Origin of the sequence: Stenotrophomonas sp. TWI169 (assembly GCF_039674705.1) — a bacterium.
In the GTDB taxonomy this organism is placed as follows: Bacteria; Pseudomonadota; Gammaproteobacteria; order Xanthomonadales; family Xanthomonadaceae; genus Stenotrophomonas; species Stenotrophomonas maltophilia_P.
Map to the genome: position 1 here is coordinate 42,877 of NZ_JBDJOB010000024.1, position 17,241 is coordinate 60,117.

Below are 17,241 nucleotides of genomic sequence, written 5' to 3' on the forward strand. Positions count from 1 at the left end.
CCATGTCCGAAGTCGCCACCGAAGCGTCGCGTCGCCGCACCTTCGCCATCATCTCCCATCCTGACGCCGGCAAGACCACGCTGACCGAAAAGCTGCTGCTGTTCGGAGGCGCGATCCAGATGGCCGGCTCGGTCAAGGGCCGCAAGGCGGCCCGCCATGCCACCTCCGACTGGATGGCACTGGAGAAGGAACGCGGCATCTCCGTCACCTCCTCGGTGATGCAGTTCCCGTATGAAGGCAAGATCGTCAATCTGCTCGATACCCCCGGCCACGCCGACTTCGGCGAGGACACCTACCGCGTGCTGACAGCGGTGGACTCGGCACTGATGGTGATCGACGTGGCCAAGGGCGTGGAAGAGCGCACCATCAAGCTGATGGAAGTGTGCCGCCTGCGCGACACCCCGATCATGACCTTCATCAACAAGCTCGACCGCGAGGGCAAGGATCCGATCGAACTGCTGGATGAAGTGGAAACCGTGCTGGGCATCCAGTGCGCGCCCGTCACCTGGCCGATCGGCATGGGCCAGCGCCTGAAGGGCGTGGTCCACCTGCTGACCGGCGAGGTGCACCTGTACGAACCGGGTCGCAACTTCACCCGCCAGGATTCGACCATCTTCCCGTCGATCGACGCTCCCGGCCTGGCCGAGAAGATCGGCGTACAGATGCTGGCCGACCTGCGCGATGAACTGGAGCTGGTGCAGGGCGCCAGCCATCCGTTCGACCTGCAGGCCTATCGCGAGGGCAAGCAGACGCCGGTGTTCTTCGGTTCGGGCGTGAACAACTTCGGCGTGCAGCCCCTGCTGGACTTCTTCGTCGAGCACGCGCCATCGCCGCAGGCACGCGCCACCACCGGCCGCGAGATCGCCCCGGAAGAGAGCAAGCTGACCGGCTTCGTGTTCAAGATCCAGGCCAACATGGACCCGCAGCACCGCGACCGCGTCGCCTTCATGCGGGTGTGCTCGGGCCGCTTCAGCGCGGGCATGAAGACCTTCCACGTGCGCACCGGCAAGGAGATGAAGCTGGCCAACGCCCTGACCTTCATGGCCAGCGACCGTGAAATCGCCGCCGAGGCCTGGCCGGGCGATGTGATCGGCATCCACAACCACGGCACCATTTCCATCGGCGATACCTTCACCGAAGGCGAGGCCGTCACCTTCACCGGCATCCCCAACTTCGCCCCGGAGCTGTTCCGCCGTGCGCGCCTGCGCGATCCGCTCAAGCTCAAGCAGCTGCAGAAGGGCCTGGCCCAGCTCTCCGAAGAGGGCGCGACCCAGTTCTTCCGGCCGCTGACCAGCAACGATCTGATCCTGGGTGCGGTGGGCGTGCTGCAGTTCGACGTGGCCGCTTACCGCCTGAAGGACGAGTACGGCGTGGAAGCCACCTTCGAGCCGGTCAGCGTCACCACGGCGCGCTGGATCCACTGCAGCAACGAGAAGAAGCTGGAAGAGTTCCGCGAGAAGAACGCACTGAACCTGGCGCTGGACGCCGCCGGCCATCTGGTCTATCTCGCGCCGACCCGGGTCAACCTGCAGCTGGCACAGGAGCGCGCGCCCGACGTGCGCTTTGCCGCCACCCGCGAGGCCGCGCACACCCTAACCGCTGGCTGAATCCGGCCAGTCAGGACATCGGACTTCCGTGTGGAGGCGGGCGTGCATGCGCCCGCCATCGCGGCGATGATAGGGGGGCGCGGGTCCCCCTCCCCGCGAATGATGCCTACGCCATGTCCTCGACTTCCGTTGCTTCGATCCGCGAAGAAATCGCCAGTGCGCTGACCCACGGTCTCGGCGCCGTACTGGCGCTCGGTGCGGGTGCCGTGCTGATCACCCTGGCCGCCATCTACGGCGATGGTTGGCAACTGGCAGGTGCGATCGTGTTCGGCATCGCGCTGCTGCTGCTGTACACCGCCTCCACCCTCTACCACGCCATCCAGCATCCGGTTGCCAAGGGCAGGCTGAAGGTCTTCGACCACTGCGCGATCTATGTACTGATCGCCGGTACCTATACGCCGTTCACGCTGATCGGCCTGCGCGGCCCGTGGGGCTGGGGTCTGTTCGCCGCGATCTGGACGCTGGCCCTGGCCGGCGTGGTGTTCAAGCTGTTCTATACCGGCCGCTTCAAGCGCCTGTCCACCGCCATCTACGTGGCCATGGGCTGGCTGGTGATCGTCGCGGTCAAGCCCATGCTGGCCTCCATCGATGGCTGGACGCTGGGCTGGCTGCTGGCCGGAGGTATCTCCTACACGCTGGGAACCTACTTCTATCACCGCGAATCGATCCCCTATTCGCATGCGATCTGGCACCTGTTCGTGATCGGCGGCAGTGTCTGCCACTTCGTCGCGGTGACCATGCAGGTGCTGTAGATATCCGTGCCACACGCGTTCATGTGCACACCGCGCACATGAACGCTTCGCGCTGCGTCCACCCGCGCAGGGCAACCATGGCAGCGTGAATGCGACTGCCTCCCCTGCTCCGCCGCGTCCGTCGCGCTGGCGCTTCCGCCGCCCTGGCCCGCGAGGCCAGCGCTGGCTGGCGGTGCTGGTGTTCCTGCTGGCGGCCATCCTGGTATTGATCGCGCTCTGGGACTGGAACTGGTTCAAGGGGCCGGTCGAGCGGGCGGTACAGGCGCGGACCGGCCGCGTGCTGCAGATCGGCCACCTGGATGTCGACCTCGGCCGTACCAGCACGATCCGCGCCGACACCGTCACGTTCGCCAATGCGTCATGGGCGAAGCAGCCGAACATGGCCAGTGCCGACCGGGTCGAAATCGACCTGCGGGTGTGGCCCCTGCTGCGGGGCAGCGTGCAGCTCCCCGAGATCCGCCTGACCCGTCCCGACGTGCTGCTGGAAACCGCCCCACGCAAGGGCGAGCCGGGCAACTGGGATTTCCTGGGTGACAGCCGCGGCGGCGCCACGCCCCAGCTCAAGCGGCTGCGTATCGATGACGGCCGCCTGCAGTTCATCGACGCGGCGGGTCGCACCGACATCCATGTCAATGTGCGTAGTGGCCGGCCCAGGCAGGCGGATGCCGCGCCGCCCCTGCTGGTGCAGGGCAAGGGTCGTTGGCAGGGCAATCCTTTCACCCTTCGCGGCGGCACCGAATCTCCGCTGGAACTGACCGACAGCGATCATCCCTTCCGCATCCATCTTGATGGGCGTGCAGGTGCCACCCATGCCGTCGCCCGTGGCACTCTGACCAATCCCTTCCAGCTGCAGGTGCTCGACCTCGCTTTCGCGCTCAGTGGCCAGGATCTGGCCGACCTGTATCCCCTGCTGGGCATCGCCATTCCGCCTTCGCCGCCCTATGCCCTGGAGGGGCGCCTGAAGCGCGACCATAACGTGTGGCGCTACGAGCAGTTCACCGGCAAGGTCGGCGACAGCGATCTCGGCGGCAATGTGAAGTTCGAAACAGGTGGTGCGCGCCCGCGCCTGACGGCCACGCTGGAGTCCCGCCGGCTGGACTTCGACGACCTGGCCGGCTTTGTCGGCGCCCCGCCCAGAACCGGTGGCGGCGAGACCGCCAACGCCGAGCAGAAGGCCGAGGCCGCACGCGTGGCGGCGCGTACCAGGGTGCTGCCGGACACTCCGTACAATCTCGGCAAGCTGCGCGCGATGGATGCCGATGTGCGCTGGAAGGCACATCGCATCAACGCACCATCGCTGCCGCTTGACGATATGGATGCGCATCTGCTGCTGGACGATGGCGTGCTGCGGCTGGACCCGCTGAACTTCGGTGTGGCCGGTGGTGACATCCGCAGCACGATCCGCATGGATGCGCGGCAGCCGCAGATCGCCACCGCGCTCAAGGCCAGCGTGCGCGGCGTGCAGCTGGGACAACTGTTCCCGGATGCGAAGCTGGCCGAGCAGGCCAAGGGCGGCATCGGTGGCGAAATCGACCTCAGCGGCCGCGGCAACTCGATCGCCGCCATGCTGGGCAGCAGCAATGGCGATGTGGGCCTGGCAATGGGACGTGGCCACGTCGGCAATCTGGTGATGGAACTGGCCGGGCTGGACATCACCGAGGCAGTCAAGTTCCTGGTGACCGGCGACAAGCAGATTCCGCTGCGCTGCGCCTTTGCCGACTTCGGCGTACGCGAGGGATTGATGACCAGCCGCACGTTCGCCGTCGATACCACCGACACGCTGATTCTCGGCGAAGGCACCGTCAGCCTGCGCGATGAGTCGCTGGACCTGCTGCTGAAGCCACGGCCGAAGGACCGCAGCATCCTCGTGCTGCGCTCGCCGCTGCACATCGCGGGAACGTTCAAGGATCCTTCGTTCCGCCCGGACTTCAAGGCGCTCGGCGTCCGCGGTGCGGTCGCCCTGGCGCTGGGAAGCATCGCGCCACCGGCCGCACTGCTGGCCACGATCGAACTGGGCCCCGGCAAGGACGCCGACTGCGGCGGCCAGTACGCGAAGTAGGCACGTTTGTTCGCGGCGGCTGTATGGATCGCGAATTGAGAGGCACGCGCGGAACCACAAGGTGTTGCCAACCAAGGCTGGCCGCTACCCACCGCGTTCCCAGCAATGTATCCAGAAGCGGAGGGCATGGCCGTGCAGGACCGTTGGCGCCATGGATGGCGCCATCGAGCCCCCATGGATGGGTTTACGGCGTGTCCTGCACGGCCATGCCCTCCGCCTTCCGGCGCATCAGCAAGGCGCCGCTTTGGCTTTGGCTTTGGCTTTGGCTTCGGCTTCGGCTCCGAACAGCGGGCCGGCGGGCCCGCCAGCGAAAACTCATCCCGCCACGATGTACTGCTGCAGCTGGTCCAGCTCGCGGCGCTGTGCATCGATCACCGACTTCACCAGATCGCCGATGGAAATCACGCCCAGCACCTGTCCCCCCTCCACCACCGGCAGATGGCGGATACGGTAATCGGTGACCAGCTGCAGGCAATGTTCGACCTGTTCGCCGGGCGCCACCGTCACCACCTTCGCAGTCATGATCTCGGCTACCGCCGTATCGCGTGAGGAACGATCGCGCAGCACGATCTTGCGGGCGTAATCACGTTCGGACAGGATGCCGACCAGTCGCGGCCCTTCCATCACCAGCACCGCACCGATGCCCTTTTCGGCCATCAGCCGGATCGCATCGATCACCGCCGCGCCGGGCGCGACCGCATGCACTTCAGGGGACTTGCCGTCCAACAGTTGCCGTACCGACGTCATCTGCCTGCCCTCCCAGGGTGGGTTGCACGACGGAGTCTGCCACGGACGATGCTAGCCAGGCGTCAACCAGGTACAGGGGACGCTGCTTGGACTCCTCATACAGGCGCCCCAGGTACTCGCCGATCAGGCCCAGCGCGATCAGCTGCACGCCGCCCAGGAACAGGATCACCGCCATCATCGTCGGCCAGCCCGCCACGCGGTCGCCGTACATCGCGGCCTTCACGATCACCCAGACACCGAACACGAAGGCCACCGCCGCAGTGGCCAGGCCCAGATAGGTGGCCGCGCGCAGCGGCACGGTGGAGAAACCGGTGATGCCTTCCAGCGCGAAGTTCCACAGCCGCCACAGGCTGAACTTGCTGCTGCCGGCCACCCGCGGGTGGCGCTGGTACGGCACCGCCACCCGGCGGAAGCCAACCCAGCTGAAAAGCCCCTTCATGAAACGGTGACGCTCACGCATTTCACGCAACGCGCTCAGCGCGCGTGGCGACAGCAGGCGGAAGTCGCCGGTATCGGCGGGAATCGGCGTGCGCGACAGGCGGCCGATCACCCGGTAGAACATCGCCGCGGTCGCACGCTTGACCCAGCTCTCGCCCGCGCGCGCCCGGCGCGTGCCATAGACGTTGTCATAACCCTCGCGCCACCGCGCCACGAACTGCGGCAGCAGCTCCGGTGGATCCTGGCCATCGGCATCGAGAATCATCGCCGCACCCTCGCGGACGAGATCCAGCCCGGCGGTCAGCGCGGCCTCCTTGCCGAAATTGCGCGACAGCTTCAGCGCCGACACGCGTGGCTCGGACTGCGCCAGCGCGGCGATCACCTCCCAGGTTCCGTCCTGGCTGCCGTCGTCCACGTAAAGGATGTGGCCATCGATGTCCGGCATCGCATCCAGTACCGCGCACAGGCGCGGGTGCAGTACCGGCAGCGCCAGAGCTTCGTTGCAGGCGGCAATGACGACGGTGAGGCGTTCACGGATCATGCCCGGATTGTACGTCGCCAGTGCGGAGCGGCGCAGACGCCCGCCTCAGTCCTCGGCCAGGTACGCAGCGCCGCCCAGCTGCCGGGCCTGGCGCTGGATCCACGCGGCGCGACGCTGTACGTAGGGACCGGGCGAGGCCGCGCTGTAGCGCCGCGGTGCCGGCAACACGGCCGCCAACCGTGCGCTCTCGGCCGGGCTGAGGCGCGCGGCGTCCTTGCCCCAGAAGGTCTTCGCCGCCGCCTGCGCACCGTACACGCCGTCACCGAACTCGGCGATGTTCGCGTACATCTCCAGGATCCGCTGCTTGGGCCACAACGTTTCGATCAGCACCGTGTACCAGACCTCCAGGCCCTTGCGGATCCAGCTGCGGCCCTGCCAGAGGAACAGGTTCTTGGCCACCTGCTGGCTGATGGTGCTGGCCCCGCGCAGCCGGCCGCCCCGCGCGTTGTGGTCACGCGCCTTCTCGATGGCCTGCAGATCGAACCCACTGTGTTCGGGGAAACGCTGGTCCTCGGCCGCCACCAGCGAAATCGGCAGGCTCGGCGCCATCTGGTCCAGATCCCGCCACTGGTAGTGCAGCCGGTAGGCCCAGTCGCCCGCCCCCAGCGCCTCCCCGTAGCGCCACAGCATCACGCTGGAAATGGGCGGATCCACGAAGCGCAGCACCAGCACCTGCAGGCAGCTGAAGGCCACGAACAGCACCGGCAGCCACAGCAGCCGCTTCCAGTGCCAACGCCGGCGGCGCGGAACGTCCCCGGCCACCTTCACCTTGTCCTGCTCTCCCCCTGCCCCCATTAGTGGTGCATCCTTCTTCTGCCTGGCTGTCGGCGCATTATCCGGCAACCACCCCTGTTTCCGCGCGATGTGAGCCGATGACCGCCCAACCTGATTCCCTGATCCGCTTCCTGCTTCCCGACGCGGGTGTCCGCGGCGTACACGTGCGCCTGCAGACCACCTGGCAGGAAATCCTGTCCCATGCCCATTACCCGGATGCCGCAGCCGAGCTGCTCGGCGAAGCCTGCGTGGCCTCGGCGCTGTTCACCGGCCACACCAAGGTCGACGGCCGCCTGTCCATCCAGCTGCGCAGCAGCACCACGCTGCGCACGCTGTTCGCCGAATGCACCGCCGCCGGCACCCTGCGCGGCATCGCCCAGCTCAGCGAGGGCGCCGACGCGCCGCGCGACCTGTCCAGCCTGGGCGATGACGCCCTCCTCGCCATCACCATCGAGAACCCCGGGCTGGACCCGCGCGAACCGCAGCGCTACCAGAGCCTGGTCGGGCTCAGCGCCGCGGAACTGGACGAGGCCTTCGAGGACTACTTCCGGCAGTCCGAGCAGTTGCCGACGCGACTGCTGCTGGCCGCCGACCGCACGGGGGCCAGCGGCCTTCTGCTGCAGAAACTGCCCGGCGACGAGGGCGACGAAGATGGCTGGTCACGCGCCAGTGCCCTGTTCGAGACCCTGGGCAGGGCCGAACTGCTCGCTACTCCCGCCGAGCAGCTGCTGCACCGCTTGTTCCATGAGGAGAACCCGGAGCTGATGGGCAGCAAGCCACTGTCCTTTGCCTGCTCCTGCTCGCGCGAGCGGGTTGCCTCGATGCTGCAGTCGCTGGGCGAGGAAGAGGCGCGGGCGGCGGCCGAAGCCACAGGTGAGGTCGAAGTCCGCTGCGAATTCTGCGGACGGGAGTATCACTTCCCGTTGACGGAGTTCGGCATACTGTTCCACGGTGCCGAGGGGGCTGTTCCGGCACCTGAACGCCTTCAGTAAGCGGCGGGTCTTGCACCTGGGGAGGATCAAGGCTTGTTAAGAAATCATAAACACCCTAGGATCGAGTCCCCGCCCCTGCGGGAACTTCCGTTGTCTGTCCCTGTCTGAACTGGTCCGATGCGTACCTATCTGCGTCTACCGCTGGCCCTGCTGATCGCCCTTGGCGCGGTCGCGGGCGCGCATGCGCAGAGCAAGGACACCCGCACGGTGCTGCCGGTGTGGAACAAGGGCAGCGGCAAGGTCGAAGCCCTGCTCTACCTGGAACCCACCGGTGAGCAGGCCGCCGGCGCCCGCTGGCATTTCGGCCGCAATTCGCTGGACGCGGCCTTTGGCCTGTCGTCGGGCGACTCGCTGGGCCTGCTCTGCAGCAACAGCAGCAGTACCAGCATCAGCGGTCTGGCCAGCCACTGCATGCTGGCCAGCCTGGGCGACGACGATGACCTCAGCAGCCGCCGCTTCACCGGCACGGCTGCCCTGAACCGGGGCAGCAGCCGCCTGGGCATCACCGCCGGTACCGGTCGCGAAACACTGCCCGCCTGGCTGGCCGGCCCGAACAAGACGCCGTCGCTGCGTGCCGAGCAGAACGACCTGACCGTGTTCGCGCAGAAGAACATCGGCCGCGAAGGATTCGTGTCCATCGCCGGCACCTACGCCAAGGCACGCCTGGTTCCGCTGGCCGATGCCTCGCCGGCCCTGGTCGATCGCTGGGACAGCAAGAGCCTCAGCCTCGGCGCCGGTTACGGCAACTTCACCGGCAGCATCATCGGCCGCGTGGTCGACGTGCCCGGCCGCCCTGGCAAGTGGGAAGGTCTGGGCATCGGCCTGACCTGGCGGACGCCGTGGTCCGGCCAGCTCACCGTCGGCGCCGAGAACGTGATCAGCCGCGGCAAGAACCCCTTCTCTCCACGCAACGAGAGCAACGACGACGGCACCGTGCCGTATGTGCGTTACGAGCAGGATCTCTGACCGCTCGTACCTCCCTCATGCAGTGACATCGCGGGCGCGGGAAGGCGCCCGTTGCGTTTGCGTGTGCCGCACTCCCTCTGCGCCCCTCCGGCGCTGTCGCAATGTGTGCGTTTCTCGCCGCCGCGACATGTTTCGATACATATCAATGGAAACTTTTTTCATCATTTTTTTTTAACAAACGAGGCACCATGCCACAAACCCTACTGCAAGTCGTTGAAAAGTATTGACATTCCATGAATTTACACAAATCACAGCTTTGATTAACACAGCTTTAATTCTTTGCAGGCGCCCGCTACTATCGGCTCAGCCTCGCGATTTGGAAGCGCACTTTCGCTTCCCCGCCGGGCATAACCCCAGCCAAGATTTCTTGGAGAGAGAGAGCCAATGAATTTCCAGTCCAACAAGCTGCGTGACGCTGTTGTCGTCGCGCTGATCGCGGGTGCGGCCACGTCCGTAACCGCCCAGGCGCAGGAAGCGACCAACCTGGATCGCATTTCGGTGACCGGTTCGCGCATCAAGAGCACCGACATCGAAACCTCGCAGCCGGTCCTGAGCCTGACCCGCGCCGATATCGAAAAGCAGGGTGTGACCTCGGTTGCCGATATCCTGCAGCGCGTCGCCGCCAACGGTGCCGCACTGAACCGCACCTTCAACAACGGTGGTGACGGTTCGGCCGGCGTCAGCCTGCGCAACCTCGGCGCCGAGCGCACCCTGGTGCTGGTCAACGGCCGTCGCTGGACCACCGGTCTGGACGGCAGCGTCGACCTGAACACCATCCCGACCGCGATGATCGAGCGCATCGACGTCCTGAAGGACGGCGCTTCGACCATCTACGGTTCGGATGCCATCGCCGGCGTGGTGAACATCATCACCAAGCAGAACTTCGACGGCGCCGAGGCAAACTTCTACAAGGGCCAGTACAGCCAGGGCGACGGCGATCGTGAAGCCTATGACTTCACCATCGGCACCACCACCGACCGTGCGTCGCTGGTGCTGGGTGCGTCCTACGTGAACGAGAAGGAGGTCATGGCCGGCAATCGCAAGATCTCCGCTGGCGGCCCGCCGTTCTTCAGCGGCCAGAGCGGCACCGGCATCCCGGGCTCCTACGTCCGCAATGATCAGCGCTACGTCATCATCAATGGCGTGGAAACCCCGTTCGTCAGCAACGTGCACGGCTACAACACCGCGCCGGACAACTACCTGCTGACCCCGAACGAGCGCACCTCGCTGTTCGCTGTGGGTTCGTACAACATCACGGACAACATCTCCTTCCGCACCGAGGCGATGTACAACGAGCGCAAGTCCGAGCAGCTGCTGGCGGCCATGCCGGTGACGGGCATGACGCTCAGCGCGGACAGCATGTACAACCCGTACGGCCAGGACCTGACCGGCGTGAACCGTCGTTTCAATGAAACCGGCGGCCGTTCGTTCAACCAGAACGTCAAGAACTGGCACTTCTACGGTGGCTTTGAAGGCTTCTTCGAGTTCGCCGACCGCAACTTCGACTGGGATGTCGGCTACCGCTACGACAAGACCGACCAGAACGACCTGACCTACGGCCTGTTCAACATCCAGCGTCTGGATGAGGCGTATGGTCCGTCGGCGCTCCGCGATGGCCAGGCTGTCTGTCTGACCGCAGGCGGAGCCGTCATTCCGGGCTGCGCACCGATCAATCCGCTGGGTGGCGAAGGTTCGATCTCGCAGGCGGCACTCGACTACACCTCGTTCACCGCGCACGATTCGGCCAGCCTGGTGTCGAAGAGCTACTACGCCAACATCTCCGGTGAGATCGTGCAGCTGCCGGCCGGTGCGCTGGGCTTCGCTGCCGGTTATGAGAACCGCAGGGAAAGCGGCCAGTTCGACCCCGACGCCTTCATCGCAGCGGGCCTGAGCACCGGCAACGGCGCTGCGCCGACCAAGGGTGCTTACGACCTGGACGAGTTCTACCTGGAACTGTCGATCCCGGTCCTGGCCGATCTGCCGGGCGCCCAGCTGCTGGACTTCAGCGTGGCGACCCGTTACTCGGACTACAGCAACTTCGGTAACACCACCAACAACAAGTTCGGTTTCCGCTGGAAGCCGATCGAAGACCTGATGGTGCGTGGTAACTATTCCGAAGGCTTCCGCGCTCCGAGCATCAACAACCTGTACCGCGGCGACACCGATTCGTTCGAGACCTACGCCGACCCGTGTGCCCGGGCCAACAACCCGACCGGCGCAGTGCTGGCGCAGTGTATCGCCCAGGGCGTTCCGGCGAACTTCGTCCAGCCGAACACCGATGGCGAGTCTGGCCCGCTGCAGACCGTCGAGCCGTTCACCTGGAAGTCGAACCCGGATCTGAAGCCGGAAACCTCGACCAGCAAGACGCTGGGCCTGGTGTGGAGCCCGAGCTTCGTCTCCGGCCTGAACGTGACCCTGGACTGGTGGCAGATCAAGATCGAAGACGCCATCACCCGCCCGGCGATCGGCGACATCATGGATCGTTGCTACGGTGGTACCGCGCAGCAGCAGGCAGCCTACTGCGGTCTGATCACGCGTGACCCGAACTACGGCACCATCAACGAGCGCTACACCATCACCAACGTCGACATGCCGCTGATGAACCTGGCGTCGTACAAGGTGGAGGGCTGGGATCTGGGCGTGCTGTACAAGCTGCCGGAAACCTCGTTCGGCCAGTTCACCGTCAGCCTGGACGGCACCTACCTGAGCAAGTGGGAGACCAAGTCGACCGAAGATGCTCCGGTTGATGGCCGTCAGGGCCGCTATCTGGACCAGGATCCGTACTGGCGCGTCCGTTCCAACCTGTACGTCGACTGGTCCTACGGTGACTTCGGTGTCAACTACGGCCTGCGCTACAAGTCGGGCATGACCGAAGACTGCCTGCTGGGCGCATCCACCCGTGCCTACTGCTCGGATCCGGAAGGTCGCAAGAACCACATTGGTGCCACCACGTACCACGACATCCAGGTGCGCTACAACACCCCGTGGAAGGGCACCATCATGCTGGGCCTGAACAACGCGTGGGACAAGGATCCGCCGGTCTCGTACACGGTGTCCTACAACATGTTCGACCCGCAGTACGACCTGCCGGGCCGCTACATGTACATGCAGTACAAGCAGAAGTTCTGATCGGTTGATCGATCGATGACTGCAGCAACGGCCCCGCAAGGGGCCGTTGTTCTTTCTGCACTGCCGGCGCGTACCACCCTGCGCCGGCAACAAAAAAGCCGCGATCAGGTCGCGGCTTTTTCGTGGGCAACGGAAACCGTCAGCCGTTCGGAATGAGCGTCTCGATCAGGTGTTCGACATAGGCCTCGAAATCCTCCCGCGCCTGCTTCGGCTGCTGCAGTTGCAGCGACAGCTGCAGGAAGCCCACATAGGCCGCATAGGCCAGGCGCGCACGATGGCGTGCGTCGGTGGAGCTCAGGCCTGCCTGGCGGAACGAGGCGATCAGGTAATCGAGACGACGCTGCGAAACGCGGTCGATCACCGGCCGCACCATCGGATGGTCCAGCGCCTTCAGCAGCTCGCTGTAGATGATGTGCGGCTGCACTTCGTGCGCCACCATCTGGAACAGCTGACGCAGGCGCGCGCGCGGATCCGGCACGTCTTCCAGGCTGCCGAACACCTGCTCCTGCTCGAACAGCTCCCACCGCTCCAACGCCGCCTGCAGCAGGGCGTCGCGCGAGGGGAAATGCCAGTAGAAGCTGCCCTTGGTGACGCCGAGGCGCCGCGCCAGCGGTTCCACCGCGACGGCACCCACGCCTTGTTCAGCAATCAGATCGAGGGCCGCCTGGGCCCAGTCTTCGGCGCTCAGGCGGCTGTTGCGGCCGGCGCGCGGTTCGCCGGCAGAAGCGTCAGGTTGATTCATGGAGTGATTTAACCATACGGCGGGGTTCGTTGCAGTACGCGGATGCAGCCGAAGGGCTCCGCTGTGCAGACCGGCCACCTGACGCGCCGCACCATACCATGCAGTATTGACATCCCCCGCAACCGATCCATACTAGCAAGTATGGTTACTTCCCCCACACCCGTTGCGTTCCACGACCTGCGTCTGGAAGCCGCGCACGGCACACGGCTGGCCGCCACGGCCAACGATCACGGCCGCCGCGGCCGGGTGCTGTTCGCCCACGGTTTCGGGCAGACCCGGCATGCCTGGAACGCCACGGCCCGCGCGCTGTCTGCTGCCGGCCTGCAGACGCTGGCCTACGACGCCCGCGGTCACGGCGATTCGGACTGGAATGCCGCCGACCTGCCCTATCACGGCGAGCAGTTCGCCGACGACCTGATCGTGCTGGCCGGCGAACAGCCGCGCCCGCCGGTGCTGGTCGCCGCCTCGATGGGCGGCCTGTTCGGCCTGCTGGCCGAATCGCGCTGGCCGGGCCTGTTCTCGGCGATGGTGCTGGTGGACATCACCCCGCGCTGGGATACCGCGGGCGTGGAGCGCATCCTCGCCTTCATGACCGCCCATCCCGATGGCTTCGCCTCGCTGGCCCAGGCCGCCGACGTGATTTCCGCCTACATGCCGCACCGGCCTCGCAAATCCGAGCAGTCGCTGCGCGCGCTGCTGCGCGAGGATGGTCACGGCCGCTGGCGCTGGCACTGGGATCCGCGCCTGGTCGCCGAGCTGGCCCGCGACAGCGAGCAGCACCAGGATGCGCTGGCCGATGCCGCGCGGCAGGTGAAGTGCCCGATGCTGCTGGTCAGTGGGGGTCGCAGTGACCTGGTCACGCCGCAGACCGTGGCCGAATTCCTGGCGCTGGCCCCGCACGCGCGCCACGTGCAGTTGCCGCAGGCCACGCACATGGTCGCCGGCGACGACAACGACGCCTTTACCGCTACTGTGTTGGACTATCTGGACGTGTTGCCTGCGGTGGACGCCGCAGCTTCGTCCGTCACAAACGAGCACGTCACCGGAGCACGCTCATGAGCATCGTTCTTCCCTTCCTTGCCCTGCTGCTGGCAGGTGCATTCGCCGCCTACCACCGCATGCGGCTGGTCACCTGGACGCTGATCAGCGCCGCGCTGCTGGTCGCCTGCTGGTTCATCCCCTACGTCAACCAGACCGCCACGATCGTCGCCGCCGCCGTGCTGGCCGTGATCGCCGTACCGCTGCTGCTGCCGTTCATCCGCAAGCCGCTGCTGACCGGTCCGATGATGAAGGTGTTCCGCAAGGTGCTGCCGCCGCTGTCGCAGACCGAGCGCATCGCACTGGAAACGGGCTCGGTCGGTTTTGAGGGCGAGCTGTTCACCGGCGATCCGGACTGGAACATCCTGCTCAACTATCCCAAGCCGCAGTTGACCGCCGAGGAGCAGGCCTTCCTCGACGGCCCGGTGGAAGAGCTGTGCCGGATGGTCAACGACTGGGAGATCACCCACGTCCACGCCGACCTGCCGCCCGAGCTGTGGGCCTTCATCAAGAAGAACAAGTTCTTCGGCATGATCATCCCGAAGGAATACGGCGGCCTGGGCTTCTCTGCGCTGGCCCACCACAAGGTGATCCAGAAGCTGGCCTCGGTATCCTCGGTGGTCAGCTCGACCGTCGGCGTGCCGAACTCGCTGGGTCCGGGCGAACTGCTGGTGCATTACGGCACCCAGGAGCAGAAGGACCAGTACCTGCCGCGTCTGGCCGACGGTCGTGAAGTGCCCTGCTTCGGCCTGACCGGCCCGTTTGCCGGCTCCGATGCCACCTCGATTCCCGACTACGGCATCGTCTGCCGGGGCGAATGGAATGGCGAGCAGGTGCTGGGCGTCAGGCTGACGTTCGACAAGCGTTACATCACCCTGGCTCCGGTCGCATCGCTGATCGGTCTGGCCTTCCGCATGTACGACCCGGATGGCCTGATCGGCGAGACCCGCGACATCGGCATCACTCTGGGCCTGCTGCCGCGCGATACCGCCGGCGTCGAGATCGGCCGCCGCCACTTCCCGCTGAACTCGACCTTCCAGAACGGCCCGATCCGCGGCAAGGACGTGTTCATCCCGCTGACCCAGCTCATCGGCGGCGCTGCCATGGCCGGCAAGGGCTGGAACATGCTCAACGAATGCCTGGCCGTGGGCCGTTCGATCACGCTGCCGTCCACCGCCAGCGGTGGCGCCAAGGCCGGCGCTGCGGTGACCGGCGCCTACGCGCGCATCCGCAAGCAGTTCGGCCTGTCGGTCGGCCGCTTTGAAGGCGTGGAGGAAGCACTGGCCCGCATCGGCGGCAAGGCCTACAAGATCAGCGCGCTGTCGCAGGCCACGGCTGCCGCCGTCGACCGCGGCGACGTGCCATCGGTACCGTCGGCGATCGCCAAGTACCACTGCACCAGCATGAGCCGCGAGGTGATCTCGGACGTGATGGATGTCATCGGCGGCAAGGGCATCATCCTCGGCCCGCGCAACTTCGCCGGCCGCAGCTGGCAGGCTGCGCCGATCGCGATCACCGTGGAAGGCGCCAACATCATGACCCGCAGCCTGCTGATCTTCGGCCAGGGTGCGATTCTCTGCCACCCGTGGGTGCTGAAGGAGATGAAGGCTGCACAGGATCCGGATACCCGTGCCGGCCTGCAGGAATTCGACCGCAGCCTGTTCGGCCACATCCGCTACGGCATTTCCAACGCCGTGCGCTCGTTCTGGTTCGGCCTGACCGGCGCCCGCTTCGGTGCCGCCCCGGGCGATGCCTACACCCGCCGTTACTTCCGCAAGCTGGACCGCTATTCGGCCAATCTGGCGCTGATGGCCGACATCTCGATGATGACGCTCGGCGGCAAGCTGAAGTTCAAGGAATCGCTCTCCGGCCGCCTGGGCGATGTGCTGAGCCACATCTACATGACCAGCGCCATGCTCAAGCGCTACCACGATGAGGGCGCACCGCAGGCCGACCAGCCGCTGCTGGCGTGGGCCTTCCATGACAGCGTGCACAAGATCGAAGAATCGCTGTCGGCCGCCCTGCGCAACTTCCCGATCCGTCCGATCGGCTGGCTGATGTGGGCACTGATCTTCCCGCTGGGCCGCCGCGCCGAAGCACCGGGTGATCGCCTGAGCCGTCGCGTCGCCGCTCTGCTGATGGCGCCGAACGAAGCGCGCGACCGCCTGGCACAGGGTGTGTTCCTGACCCCGTGCGAGAACAACCCGGGCGGCCGCATCAACAGCTATCTGGCCAAGGCCATCATGGCCGAGCCGGTGGAGCGCAAGTTCCTGAAGGCGCTGAAGAGCAAGGGCATCGAGGCGCTGGACTTCCAGAGCCAGCTGGACGAAGCCGTGGCCGAAGGTGTGATCACCCAGGACGAGCGCACGCTGCTGGAAGAGCTGCGCACGCTGACCCTGGACACCATCACCGTGGACGACTTCGACACTCACGAACTGCGCGCGGCCAGCTACTACGACCGCCAGCACAAGGACCCGCACTCGCAGGCCGCTTGATCGCCCGCGACACGCGTTGCCTCGACGGCGGGCCTCGGCCCGCCGTCGCTTTATCCGCCCAACGGAATCCCACCATGTCCACGCCCCTGCTCTCGCTCTACAACCGCCTGCAGCGCTGGCCTGCCGGCACCTGGCTGTTCTCGCGCGCGGTGTGCCTCAAGGCGCCCTACTTCGCCAGCATCGCGCCGCGCATCACCCGCCTGGAAAACGGCCGCTGCGAAGGTACGCTGGCGGACCGACGCAGGGTGCGCAACCACATCGGTACGGTGCACGCGATCGCGATGTGCAATCTGGCCGAACTGACGGCCGGGCTGATGGTTGATGCATCACTGCCGAAGGGCATGCGCTGGATCCCCAAGGGCATGCAGGTGCAGTACCTGGCCAAGGCACGCGGCACGCTGCAGGCGGTGGCACTGCCGGCGCAGCCGATCGTGGTCGCGGCCCAGGGCTATGCGCTGCCGGTGACGGTGAGCGTGCGCGACCGTGCAGGGACCGAAGTGTTCAGCGCCGTCATCGACATGTGGATGTCGCCGGCCAAGTGAGGTTCCGGCCAACGGCGCAGCCCCTCGTGGGTTGGTCGCGGCATGCGGTTATCGGTTGGGCCGGATGGGTCGAGCCAGGCGGGGACGCCGTGAACCCATCCCTGGGGGCTTAGCCGCGCCATCCATGGCGCGGATACCCCGCCCGGCCCGACCCATCCGGCCTCTGACAGATCTGTGCGGCGTCCAACCCACGCAGAAGAAAAAAGAAGAGCAGAAGCAAAAGCAGCCCATCGGCCGCTTTTGCTGTTGGTGTTGCTGTTTGCTCTTTTTTTTCTTCTCCGTGGGCTGGACGCCCGCGGAAACTGTCAGGGGCCGGGCGGGTTGGGTTCGCGGGGGTGTCCGCGGCATGGATGCCGCGGCCAAGCCTACAGGGACGTACTTGCGGCGTCCACCGCGAACCCAACCCGCCTGGCCAAACC

13 protein-coding genes are annotated in these 17,241 nt (G+C 66.0%); 9 read left to right on the forward strand and 4 right to left on the reverse strand.

All coding sequences use genetic code 11. The features are described 5' to 3' along the window. The first annotated feature begins 2 nt into the window (after nt 1-2). The 3 genes from ABE543_RS16050 (at nt 3) to ABE543_RS16060 (ending at nt 4,418) form a co-directional block, all read left to right on the forward strand. On the forward strand, nt 3-1,607 hold the full coding sequence (locus tag ABE543_RS16050; protein ID WP_053519888.1) for a peptide chain release factor 3: 1,605 nt from the start codon (nt 3-5) through the stop codon (nt 1,605-1,607). Between the two features lie 113 nt (nt 1,608-1,720). Beyond that, nucleotides 1,721-2,359, forward strand: a complete 639-nt coding sequence (locus ABE543_RS16055; RefSeq protein WP_053519889.1) for a hemolysin III family protein — start codon at nt 1,721-1,723, stop codon at nt 2,357-2,359. Between the two features lie 85 nt (nt 2,360-2,444). Continuing rightward, nucleotides 2,445-4,418 carry an AsmA family protein gene (locus tag ABE543_RS16060; protein WP_128990773.1) on the forward strand — a complete coding sequence of 658 codons (1,974 nt, stop codon included), beginning with the start codon at nt 2,445-2,447 and terminating at the stop codon, nt 4,416-4,418. A 315-nt stretch (nt 4,419-4,733) separates the two neighbouring features. Here ABE543_RS16060 and ABE543_RS16065 read toward each other — a convergent pair whose 3' ends face one another. From ABE543_RS16065 to mtgA, 3 genes are read right to left on the reverse strand one after another with little or no spacing between them, the layout of a single operon-like run. Next, the gene (locus tag ABE543_RS16065; protein ID WP_053520201.1) at nt 4,734-5,165 is read right to left on the reverse strand and encodes a CBS domain-containing protein; all 432 of its coding nucleotides are present in this window, start codon (nt 5,163-5,165) and stop codon (nt 4,734-4,736) included. Continuing rightward, the gene (locus ABE543_RS16070) at nt 5,125-6,144 is read right to left on the reverse strand and encodes a glycosyltransferase family 2 protein (RefSeq protein WP_065174800.1); all 1,020 of its coding nucleotides are present in this window, start codon (nt 6,142-6,144) and stop codon (nt 5,125-5,127) included. Before ABE543_RS16070 ends, ABE543_RS16065 begins: the two co-directional genes overlap by 41 nt. 45 nt (nt 6,145-6,189) lie before the next feature. Further along, nucleotides 6,190-6,939: a monofunctional biosynthetic peptidoglycan transglycosylase gene (gene mtgA / locus ABE543_RS16075; protein ID WP_053520199.1), complete on the reverse strand. Its 750-nt coding sequence runs from the start codon at nt 6,937-6,939 to the stop codon at nt 6,190-6,192. A gap of 77 nt (nt 6,940-7,016) precedes the next feature. On the opposite strand from mtgA, the gene ABE543_RS16080 reads away from it, so the two are divergent. The 3 genes from ABE543_RS16080 (at nt 7,017) to ABE543_RS16090 (ending at nt 12,005) form a co-directional block, all read left to right on the forward strand. After that, complete coding sequence (locus tag ABE543_RS16080) at nt 7,017-7,910, forward strand: Hsp33 family molecular chaperone HslO (RefSeq protein ID WP_346475890.1); 894 nt, start codon at nt 7,017-7,019, stop codon at nt 7,908-7,910. A 117-nt stretch (nt 7,911-8,027) separates the two neighbouring features. Then, nucleotides 8,028-8,876 carry a hypothetical protein gene (locus ABE543_RS16085; RefSeq protein WP_128990771.1) on the forward strand — a complete coding sequence of 283 codons (849 nt, stop codon included), beginning with the start codon at nt 8,028-8,030 and terminating at the stop codon, nt 8,874-8,876. A gap of 384 nt (nt 8,877-9,260) precedes the next feature. Further along, nucleotides 9,261-12,005 carry a TonB-dependent receptor gene (locus ABE543_RS16090; protein WP_065174797.1) on the forward strand — a complete coding sequence of 915 codons (2,745 nt, stop codon included), beginning with the start codon at nt 9,261-9,263 and terminating at the stop codon, nt 12,003-12,005. Nucleotides 12,006-12,144: 139 nt separating this feature from the next. Here the strand turns inward: ABE543_RS16090 and ABE543_RS16095 are convergent, their stop codons facing one another. Then, a complete protein-coding gene (locus ABE543_RS16095; protein ID WP_053520195.1) occupies nt 12,145-12,747 on the reverse strand; it encodes a TetR/AcrR family transcriptional regulator in 603 nt (200 codons plus the stop codon). Between the two features lie 141 nt (nt 12,748-12,888). Here ABE543_RS16095 and ABE543_RS16100 point away from each other — a divergent pair, with 141 nt between their 5' ends. The 3 genes from ABE543_RS16100 (at nt 12,889) to ABE543_RS16110 (ending at nt 16,822) form a co-directional block, all read left to right on the forward strand. Then, nucleotides 12,889-13,806, forward strand: coding sequence for an alpha/beta hydrolase (locus ABE543_RS16100; RefSeq protein ID WP_346475891.1), 918 nt, complete (start codon nt 12,889-12,891; stop codon nt 13,804-13,806). Next, nucleotides 13,803-16,280: an acyl-CoA dehydrogenase gene (locus ABE543_RS16105; RefSeq protein ID WP_065174795.1), complete on the forward strand. Its 2,478-nt coding sequence runs from the start codon at nt 13,803-13,805 to the stop codon at nt 16,278-16,280. Before ABE543_RS16100 ends, ABE543_RS16105 begins: the two co-directional genes overlap by 4 nt. Nucleotides 16,281-16,354: 74 nt before the next feature. Next, the gene (locus ABE543_RS16110) at nt 16,355-16,822 is read left to right on the forward strand and encodes a hotdog fold domain-containing protein (protein ID WP_346475892.1); all 468 of its coding nucleotides are present in this window, start codon (nt 16,355-16,357) and stop codon (nt 16,820-16,822) included. Nucleotides 16,823-17,241 lie beyond the last annotated feature (419 nt).

Coding starts and splice junctions, on each gene's coding strand:
- ABE543_RS16095 (WP_053520195.1), bottom strand. CDS start 12,747: ATGAATCAACCTGACGCTTCTGCCGGCGAACCGCGCGCCGGCCGCAAC.
- ABE543_RS16080 (WP_346475890.1), top strand. CDS start 7,017: ATGACCGCCCAACCTGATTCCCTGATCCGCTTCCTGCTTCCCGACGCG.
- ABE543_RS16085 (WP_128990771.1), top strand. CDS start 8,028: ATGCGTACCTATCTGCGTCTACCGCTGGCCCTGCTGATCGCCCTTGGC.
- ABE543_RS16065 (WP_053520201.1), bottom strand. CDS start 5,165: ATGACGTCGGTACGGCAACTGTTGGACGGCAAGTCCCCTGAAGTGCAT.
- ABE543_RS16105 (WP_065174795.1), top strand. CDS start 13,803: ATGAGCATCGTTCTTCCCTTCCTTGCCCTGCTGCTGGCAGGTGCATTC.
- mtgA (WP_053520199.1), bottom strand. CDS start 6,939: ATGGGGGCAGGGGGAGAGCAGGACAAGGTGAAGGTGGCCGGGGACGTT.
- ABE543_RS16055 (WP_053519889.1), top strand. CDS start 1,721: ATGTCCTCGACTTCCGTTGCTTCGATCCGCGAAGAAATCGCCAGTGCG.
- ABE543_RS16090 (WP_065174797.1), top strand. CDS start 9,261: ATGAATTTCCAGTCCAACAAGCTGCGTGACGCTGTTGTCGTCGCGCTG.
- ABE543_RS16070 (WP_065174800.1), bottom strand. CDS start 6,144: ATGATCCGTGAACGCCTCACCGTCGTCATTGCCGCCTGCAACGAAGCT.
- ABE543_RS16100 (WP_346475891.1), top strand. CDS start 12,889: ATGGTTACTTCCCCCACACCCGTTGCGTTCCACGACCTGCGTCTGGAA.
- ABE543_RS16110 (WP_346475892.1), top strand. CDS start 16,355: ATGTCCACGCCCCTGCTCTCGCTCTACAACCGCCTGCAGCGCTGGCCT.
- ABE543_RS16050 (WP_053519888.1), top strand. CDS start 3: ATGTCCGAAGTCGCCACCGAAGCGTCGCGTCGCCGCACCTTCGCCATC.